Below are 7,576 nucleotides of genomic sequence, written 5' to 3'. Positions count from 1 at the left end.
TTATCCGAACGGCATTACCTCATTTAAGGTGCGTTTTTTGTTTCGACGCTGACAGCAATAACCCAACAGCCATATCCTCCAAGTTGGTCATTTCTTGAACCAAATTAAACCTCACAAAGAACAATGACTTTACTTTAACTATCTAAGATAGGTTTTTTTTCTTCAAAGGAATCAAATTAGAGATTTAATTTTCACTAAAAACTCAAATTAGAGATAAAAAGACAAAACTTTTCTCCGACTACCTCCTTATACTGTGCCACGTCATTAAGGCGCTACAAGCCTATGATTTAAAATAATTATTAAAGAGTAGTCACCATGAATTCGAAGTCGCTAACTATCTTGCTTTTTGTCTCTGTTTGCTTAATTTGGGGAACCACTTGGTTCGCAATGGAAGTAGCATTGCATTCTATTCCACCTATTTTTGCTACTGCGTTGCGCTTTTTACTTGCAGCACCTCTGCTTGCGGTATTGGCGAAAGTCTTCAACCAACCACTACTTTTTCCTAAAGGTAAGCGCCAATGGCTGCTTATTGTTGCGCTGATGTATTTCGCAATTCCGTTCACTTTGATGATCTATGGTGAGCAATACATCTCTTCTGGTTTGGCTTCGATCATCTTCGCCAACATGCCAGTTGCTGTAATGCTGATGTCTGGCTTATTCTTAGGTCTACGACTAGCGAAGCACCAAATATTCGGTTTGATCGCGGCTGTTGTAAGTCTGTGTTTAATCCTTGGTAATGAAATGCAGATGGGGGGTGACGACTACCTTATCGGCACAGTTTGCCTAGGCCTTGCGGTTGCGATTCACGCGGTGATGTACGTGTTGGTTCAAAAGCACTGTAAAGGCATCGAGGTACTAACTTACAACGCTGTACCGAGTTTTATTGCTGCGATTTTCTTGTTTGCTGTGTCGGCAGCAGGTGAAAACGTGAATGTTGAATCTTTCACTTGGGATTCAATCTCTGCAGTCGTTTACCTAGGTTTTGTCGCGAGTGTTGGCGGCATTGTGGCTTACTTCAAACTGGGCCAGGTTTCGACGCCGTTCCAAGCATCAATTTGTTTCCTTATTTTCCCAGTGGTTGCGCTGCTGATCTCTTGTTACATCAATGGTGAAGTTCTATCTGAACAGTCTCTGCTTATGATGATCCCTCTACTTTGTGGCATCTTACTGACCAAGGCACCAAAGGGAATCTTCAAGTTACGTACAGGATTAAAAACAGTAAGAAGCTAATCCTACCGGAACCTATTTGATCGATTAGATCTCTCGACCTAACACATATAAAAAGCTCCAATATCGCTATTGGAGCTTTTTGTTTATCTCATCAGATTGAAACCAACTTAGCGCCAGCTAAACAACCGAACTTCATTGCCCTCTTCAGGCTTTTTAGGAATATTTAAAGATAGCGCCAAAGAAACCGCCGCCATCACTGCACCAATGTAAAAAACCGTTGCAGGGGACGATAACCAAATCACACCAAATACGACTGGAATAACGACCGCGGCAATATGATTAATGGTGAAAGAGACACCAGCTGTTGATGCCATGTCTGCTGGGTCTGCAATCTTCTGGAAGTAGGTTTTGATTGCTAGAGCTAAAGCAAAAAACAGGTGATCGACAACATACAATGCTGCCGCCCATTCCGCCGTTTGTACTAAAGCATACCCGACGAACACACCGATTAAACCGACATACTCGAAGATTAACGCCTTGCGCTCGCCAACTACACCGATAAATCGGCCAATGCGTTTTGCGAACAAGAAGTTAAATAGGTAGTTGATTAAGAACAATAACGTTATCTCAGCAGCCGAGTAACCGAACTTCTCTACCATCAAGAAGCCCGCAAACACGGTAAAGATTTGTCGTCTTGCTCCACTCATAAACGTTAACGCGTAGTAGAGCCAGTAACGCTTACGCAGTACCAACTTCTTATTCTGTGGCGTCTTGGTCTGAAATTCAGGGAAGCCAAAGGTCATCACCAAAACCAAAATAAAGCCAATGCCGCCCGTAATGCCATACACCCAAGCAAAGTCGAGTTTAAGTTGCTCTAACATCACCCAAATAGAACCATAAGTGATTAACGAGGCCAGTGCACCGACCGAAATCATCTTGCCCAGCATCTCTGGCGCTTCTTCTTTGCTTAACCATTGTAGGGACAAAGACTGCTTTAACGTTTCAAAAAAATGGAAGCCAGTCGACATCAAAATCGTAGTCAACAACAGACCTGTGAGTGAAGGAAATAAACCCGTTACCGCCGTACCTATTGTGAGCATCGCCAGCGATACCAACATGAAGCGTTGCTCACGGATGAAAGCTAAAACAAACACTACAGTAAACGCTAAAAAGCCCGGGATCTCACGAACACTTTGTAGCAAACCAATATCTGCACCGTCAAAGTTCGCTTTCTCAATCACAAAGTTGTTAAGCAGAGCCATCCAGCTCGAAAACGCAATAGGGACAACAATCGAAATCAGTAATAAGAAGTTTTGCGGCGTTTTCCAGCTCGCGGCTTTATCGAACATTGACGGACTCCTGTTCGTCTAATTGAGTGAGCACTCGTAAAGTCAGCTGCTCAGTATACGGGTTTATCTTCCAATGTTCTGGACTCCAACCTTTTACGAAGCGTTGGAAATCAGCCCACGCCACGTAAAACATTGGTCGCCATGCTTTTTCAACATCATCGAACGAAAGCTGTGGCTGATAGTGTACCAATGCTTCTTTCAAGTGTTTGAAGTAAGTATCTAAGACTTGAGATTCAAGCTCTGTACAATCTTGTGGCCTTATCGCACTACTCATGAACAGAGCTACATCTTTCATTGCGCAGCCGTGACCCACATATTGAAAATCGACTGCTGCGGCGTTTTCGCTTTTAGAATCAAAACAGAAGTTGGCTAGCTTAGCATCACCGTGAACCAAGGTTTGATATGGGCACTCTCTGAGTAGACGATCGATGTTTTTCGCTTGGTTCTTCAATGGTAAATCAGCCAAAGCATTCAACTCATCGGGGCGAGTATCTAGGTGCCAATAAGTACCGACTGGCCACAATGGTGTCGACTGTTCTTTATCGATATGAATGTGCTTTGCGTGAAAGTGAGCGAGCCATTTTAGGCAAGCATTATGCTGTTTAATCTCGACGGAGGTATAGCGAGGTTGAGTATCTTTGACAACCGACTCATCAGAAGCGGCAAGTACATCGAACTGAGAAGTTAACGGGAAGCCGATATCCGCTAAGTCTTGCATCACAATCAGCCATTCGTTCTCTTGCAACTCACACTGCAGCCCAACAGGTACAGGGCAACGATCATCCCATTGCTGAGTGAATGACTGATACCATGCAGTCTCTACTTGGTAAGAGTGTACCTTTCGTTGGTGAGAGAGTTTGGTATTCCAACCTTTGGGGTGTTCTGCTTTATCTGGCAGTGCGACATGTTTAACAATCACACTCTTGAGTTCAGCACTGCTTTCTTGAGAAAAGACCAAGCGAACTAACTCGCCATAGCCGCCCCATAAACGTTGAATCACTTGGACGTCAAATTTTTGGTTACAACCCAACGAGGTCGCTATTTTTTGATAAAGCTCAGGTTGGTTTTGGCTTGAACTCGCTTGTGGTTGAGCAAGGTTTTTTGAGGGTATTGATTGAGACATATAACTAGTTACTGTGCTTTATCGAATAGGAGATGTGACCATTGCGGCTGTCTGTTCATGTAGTGAACCACATAGCTACAAACCGGCACAATTTTAAAGCCAGCTTGTTCAATTTCAGGTAATACCGACTCCATCATCACCTTTCCAAAGCCCTTACCTTGCAGTTCATCAGGGATACGTGTCGAGGTGATATGTAGTACATCTCCGTCCTTTTGATATTTAACGACTGCGAACTGGTTGGGTTCTAGCTCAACTGTGATCTGGTTAACTTTTTGATCCCACATTACTGCCTGCATTCTCAACTCCTGCAAATAATTGATACGACAAACAATTAAAGTTTGAAGTATGAGTTCCTTGTAATAGACTAACGCAAGTGCATATAAATAAAACTAAGTACTTACAAACACAGTAAATAATTGAGTGCGACCGGCTTAATATAAAATCAGTAATGATAAAAGGCACTCTATAAATCTACGTGAGTACGTCCACTCAATCTAGCACGTAATAACCCCTTGTTAGCAAGCTAATAATATAACTAACAGACGCATGTTGGCGCATGGAGAACATATAATGAACGCACCCCTGAAGAAGCCTTTGGAGCATAATCAGGCACTTCAAGACCCTCGTAAACGCACCGTTTCCACCATCAATAGTACTGATGCGCTGGCCATGATAGAGCACGGCAGTGAGCTGACATTAAATATCTCAACTCCAGTTGGCACTAAATTTCTCGCCACCACTAAATTTATCGGTACGCACAGTGATAACTGTATTGTGGTTGAGGTTCCCGAGGTATCCAATGAAGATCTGAACTTTTTCTTCCAAGAAGGATTTTGGATGACCGCTCGTGCGTATTCTCTACGAGGCGAAGGCGCACTGATCCACTTTAGAAGCCAAATTCACCATAAGATCGGTGAACCCTTCCCTATTCTTGTGCTGTCTACACCAAGCACGATGCAAGTGACTCAACTGCGTAAAGAAACACGTTATGAAGTGAATCTGGCTTCAAGAATCATCTTCAACGACCAGCGAGCCAACTGTGAGATAAGAGATTTATCGAAAAGTGGTTGTCGTTTCGTGACCTCACCAACCTCGCGAGCAATTCAGATTGCCGATCGAGTGTCTATTGAGATTACACCTGAGAACTACAATGGGCCGCTGATTCCACCATTGAGAGGCATCGTCTGTAACCTGCAGAAATCGACGCACTACGCTCGATACGGTGTGGAATTTGATGATATTGGCCGAGCTAACGCTAAACACTTGTTGGCAAAACTGAAGTTCGATGGCACCAAGCTCTGCCTACGAAACGGTTAATGCCTTTTAAGACACCACGTTTACCGAATGCCGTAATTTAACCAAGTACAAATGGCTCACTAACGACCCAAATCGTAACCATCAAAAAAGCCATCGACTCTAAAATCGATGGCTTTTGCGTTTTGGTTGCTTATTTAGATTTAGACAAATTCGCTATTTACGCAGTGCATTCAGTTTAGCTTGAGCGATACCAAAGATAGTATCGATTGGATAGCTACCCTCATCGCTCGCTTCACCTGCGGCTTTGCCTGTGAACAACTCAATCGCTTCTGTTACGTGGTCAATCGCCCAGATGTTGAACTCACTTTTTTCAACCGCTTTCACGATGTCGCTACGCAGCATCAGGTTGTGAACATTTGAACGAGGGATGATCACCCCTTGCTCATTTGAACGCCCTTTGATTTCACACACATCAAAGAAACCTTCAATTTTCTCGTTCACGCCACCAATGGGTTGAGACTCACCAAACTGGTTCATCGAGCCAGTAATCGCGATATCTTGACGGTTTGGCTGCTTAGAAAACGCAGACACCACCGCACAGAACTCCGCCATACTTGCACTGTCACCATCGACGCCACCATACGATTGTTCGAAGGTGATGTTGGTGGTAAGCGGTACCTTGGCCGTCTTGCCAAACACAGAAGAAAGGTAAGCCGACAAGATCATCACACCTTTCGAGTGAATACTGCCACCTAGGTCTACGTTTCTTTCGATATCAATCACTTCGCCGTCACCGTAAGCCGTGGTAGCCGTGATTCGGTTCGGCGCGCCAAACATATGGTCAGTTGTACTTAACACAGACAGAGCATTGACCTGTCCTACCGCTTCACCATCCACATGGATTAGCGTTGTACCGTTAGTGAAGGTTTCCATCACGCTGTCTTGCAATCGTCCGACACGCATCTGTTGGTTAGACAATGCTTGATCAACGTGCGTTGCACGAATCAGATTCGATTTTGACCCTCTCGCCACGTAGTTTGATTCACGAAGCAAATTAGCAATATGCGCTGAGTGCAGAGACAGCTTGCCTTGGTCACCCGCTTGACGAGAGCTGTGCTCAATGATGCGAGCAATCGCTTTTCGGTCACAATGCAGCATGTTGTTATCATGCACAATGCTCGAAATAAAGCGTGCGTAATGCATTTCAGAATCGGGAGTACGCTTCATCTCATCTTCAAAATCGGCCGTCACACGGAACAGTTCACCAAACTCCGCATCGTAGTGTTGCAGCAGTTGGTAAGTTCGGTAGTCGCCAAACAGGATGATCTTAACGTCCAATGGAATAGGCTCAGGATCAAGCGATACAGCACCGGTTAAGGTCACCTCTTTTTCTAATGAAGTGAAACTCAGTTGACGTGAACGCAGCGCTCGCTTCAAGCCTTCCCAAACATATGGCTGCTCAAGTACCTTCACCGCATCCATCAGCAATACGCCACCGTTGGCTCTGTGCAAGCTACCTGCGCGAATCAATGAGAAGTCAGTAAATACAGTGCCCTTGAACGTTGCCGTTTCTACATAGCCAAACAGAGAGTGATAATTTGGATTCTCTTCAACCACGATCGGCAGAGTCTCCTCCTTTTGGCTCACAATCACGTTAACTTTGTAGCGACGCGGCATTTTCTTATCCAAAGAGGCCGTAGCAACTTCGGCTTGCTCTGTGCTCTCTTCTAGGAAAATATCAGCGTTATCGACAATGTCTTTACGCAATGCCGTTAAGTACTTTTTGATGTCTGGATATTGGCTGTAATCCTTCTTCAATTGCTTAATGAAATGAGTGATCACATCTCGCGCCGTATCGTCATTAAGCTTTTGAATTTTCTCAGTGTACGTCTCTTCAAGTTCCGTTAATTCACGAGAAATGGTTCGCAGTCCAACTTCCAGTCCATCAATGGTTTTATCAAATTGATCTTGTTCTTCTGCTGAAAGCAGATCGAAGCTCTCTTCGGTATGGAGCTCATCGCCGTTCATTGCCACAAACTGGTAATCACCCTGAGTAGTAATCGTCAGGTTGATTCCCTTGTCCTTCGCTTCTTGGCTAATGCTTTCTAACGCGGCTTGTTGCTTCGCTGCTAACTGGTTTTTCAGCCTATCAGCACGACTAAAGTACATCTCATTATCAAACGCTAGAGGCATACCTTTCAGCAGTTTACGCATCAACTTTTCAATATCTTGCTTTAAGCTGCTGCCCACACCACGAGGCAATTTCAGCACCTTAGGTGTGCGAATATCTTCGAAGTTCGCGATATAACACCAATCAAAAAGCTCCTGCACTTCTTGAGGGTGACGGTTTAGATAGCGCAAGATCATGGTGCGTTTACCTAGACCATTTCGCCCTATCGCATAAATGTTGTAACCCTTTTCCTTGATTGACATCGCGAACTCAACGGCCTTTTGTGCCCGTTCTTGCCCGACGATTTCGTCAATTGGAGCCAGTTCTTTGGTCGACTTACATGGTAGCTTGTCTAGATCCGCTACCTGATACAGCTGTTCTGTATTGAGTCTTTGCATCGCCATCGCCGCCTCCTTAGTCCTTCATTACTTGGGTGTAGATAAAATCAGTGTAGATGTAATTCCCTACAAATTTAGTGACTTACGCTACACAGCTGTTCAACTGAAC

The 7,576-nt window shown here is 44.4% G+C and carries 6 protein-coding genes; 2 read left to right on the top strand and 4 right to left on the bottom strand.

Translation table 11 applies throughout. From position 1 onward, the window contains the following. Positions 1 to 315: 315 nt before the first annotated feature. Positions 316 to 1,230: a DMT family transporter gene (locus BCT34_RS24090; RefSeq protein WP_076655573.1), complete on the top strand. Its 915-nt coding sequence runs from the start codon at positions 316 to 318 to the stop codon at positions 1,228 to 1,230. 107 nt (positions 1,231 to 1,337) lie between these two features. On the opposite strand, the gene BCT34_RS24085 is transcribed toward BCT34_RS24090, so the two are convergent. The 3 genes from BCT34_RS24085 to BCT34_RS24075 are packed head-to-tail and all read right to left on the bottom strand — an operon-like array spanning position 1,338 to position 3,938. After that, on the bottom strand, positions 1,338 to 2,519 hold the full coding sequence (locus tag BCT34_RS24085) for an MFS transporter (protein WP_076655570.1): 1,182 nt from the start codon (positions 2,517 to 2,519) through the stop codon (positions 1,338 to 1,340). After that, a complete protein-coding gene (locus tag BCT34_RS24080) occupies positions 2,509 to 3,642 on the bottom strand; it encodes a phosphotransferase (protein ID WP_076655567.1) in 1,134 nt (377 codons plus the stop codon). The genes BCT34_RS24085 and BCT34_RS24080 overlap by 11 nt, the downstream gene beginning before the upstream one ends. An 8-nt stretch (positions 3,643 to 3,650) precedes the next feature. Further along, on the bottom strand, positions 3,651 to 3,938 hold the full coding sequence (locus BCT34_RS24075; RefSeq protein ID WP_076655564.1) for a GNAT family N-acetyltransferase: 288 nt from the start codon (positions 3,936 to 3,938) through the stop codon (positions 3,651 to 3,653). Between the two features lie 274 nt (positions 3,939 to 4,212). On the opposite strand from BCT34_RS24075, the gene BCT34_RS24070 reads away from it, so the two are divergent. Beyond that, entirely contained in the window at positions 4,213 to 4,959 is a 747-nt protein-coding gene (locus tag BCT34_RS24070) for a flagellar brake protein (protein ID WP_076655561.1), read from the top strand. Positions 4,960 to 5,112: 153 nt separating this feature from the next. Here the strand turns inward: BCT34_RS24070 and BCT34_RS24065 are convergent, their stop codons facing one another. Beyond that, a complete protein-coding gene (locus tag BCT34_RS24065; RefSeq protein ID WP_076655558.1) occupies positions 5,113 to 7,473 on the bottom strand; it encodes an ATP-binding protein in 2,361 nt (786 codons plus the stop codon). Positions 7,474 to 7,576 lie beyond the last annotated feature (103 nt).

It is taken from the genome of Vibrio sp. 10N.261.45.E2 (genome assembly GCF_002875705.1).
In the GTDB taxonomy this organism is placed as follows: domain Bacteria; phylum Pseudomonadota; class Gammaproteobacteria; order Enterobacterales; family Vibrionaceae; genus Vibrio.
This window is presented reverse-complemented; position numbering and strand designations above follow the sequence as displayed.

What these genes read in the sequence shown, in the direction of transcription:
- BCT34_RS24090 (WP_076655573.1), top strand. Translation starts at nt 316, where the DNA reads ATGAATTCGAAGTCGCTAACTATCTTGCTTTTTGTCTCTGTTTGCTTA.
- BCT34_RS24065 (WP_076655558.1), bottom strand. Translation starts at nt 7,473, where the DNA reads ATGGCGATGCAAAGACTCAATACAGAACAGCTGTATCAGGTAGCGGAT.
- BCT34_RS24080 (WP_076655567.1), bottom strand. Translation starts at nt 3,642, where the DNA reads ATGTCTCAATCAATACCCTCAAAAAACCTTGCTCAACCACAAGCGAGT.
- BCT34_RS24070 (WP_076655561.1), top strand. Translation starts at nt 4,213, where the DNA reads ATGAACGCACCCCTGAAGAAGCCTTTGGAGCATAATCAGGCACTTCAA.
- BCT34_RS24075 (WP_076655564.1), bottom strand. Translation starts at nt 3,938, where the DNA reads ATGCAGGCAGTAATGTGGGATCAAAAAGTTAACCAGATCACAGTTGAG.
- BCT34_RS24085 (WP_076655570.1), bottom strand. Translation starts at nt 2,519, where the DNA reads ATGTTCGATAAAGCCGCGAGCTGGAAAACGCCGCAAAACTTCTTATTA.